The following is an 894-nucleotide window of genomic DNA, read 5'->3' on the forward strand; positions in this document are numbered from 1 at the left end:
GTCGGGGAGGGGCGGGGCTTCGGCGTTGGAGGGCATGCCCCGATCCTACGAAGGGGCGGCTCTGGCCCTCACCCCGCCTTGCGGTGGTGGAACGGGTGGAGCAGATCGGACAGGTGCCAGTGATGGCGCTCCTCCGGCTCCGCGGCCCCCGAGGCCTCCGTGGACTCGGCCGCGGGCCGCTCCGCCTGGCGCGGCACCGAGCGGGAGCGGCGCGGGTGCAGGGAGTTGTGCGCCGAGGCCACCTGGCCGGCCCGCATGATGCGTACGACGTGGTTGTCGCAGTTCTGGCAGGTGGGCCGGCTGAGCGGTGATGGCACGACGCGCCCATCGGCCACGTACGTCACGAACTCGTGGCCCTCGGCGTCGAAGTGGTGCTCGATCTCGTACGACTGCTCCCAGCCATGCCCGCACCGCATACAGGCGAACGAATACGACTCGTGCACGACAGCCATCTCACTCATGCCAGCTCCTAGGGTCCGCTGGTCTGACGCCTCCGGGGGAGCGGAGGCGGGGAACGGGTGCGTCCCGTCACCCAGTGGACTCTTCGGGCGCCTCAAGTGCATGGAACCTGCCGACTATTGGAGTCGTCTTGGCAGTTCTTTGTCCGGGGCTCCGGATACCGGCCCTGAGCTTTGCCTGCACCAGGGCCGGATTTACCCACCCATGGGGCGCACGGGCGCTGCGCCAACCGGAACGCCAGGTCTCAAGGCGCGGAGTGCTTTGAGGCGACCACCGCATCAAAGACCTCCCGCTACGCCCTGGTCTGCGCAGGTCGAACACGCTGCCGCTGCGGAACGCCTGCCACATTCCCGTCTCGGCGGCGGTGGTCGAGGCGCTGCCGTCCTCCGCCGGCAGGTGTTCGTCCGCCGCCTCCTCCCCGGCTCGCACGAGCAC

1 protein-coding gene is annotated in these 894 nt (G+C 69.8%); it reads right to left on the reverse strand.

What is annotated here, in order from left to right:
• Window positions 1-68: 68 nt before the first annotated feature.
• Window positions 69-461 carry a hypothetical protein gene (locus G6048_RS48310; protein WP_165345920.1) on the reverse strand — a complete coding sequence of 131 codons (393 nt, stop codon included), beginning with the start codon at window positions 459-461 and terminating at the stop codon, window positions 69-71.
• Between the last annotated feature and the right edge of the window lie 433 nt (window positions 462-894).

The organism is Streptomyces ureilyticus (assembly GCF_011045025.1).
Classification (GTDB): domain Bacteria; phylum Actinomycetota; class Actinomycetes; order Streptomycetales; family Streptomycetaceae; genus Streptomyces; species Streptomyces ureilyticus.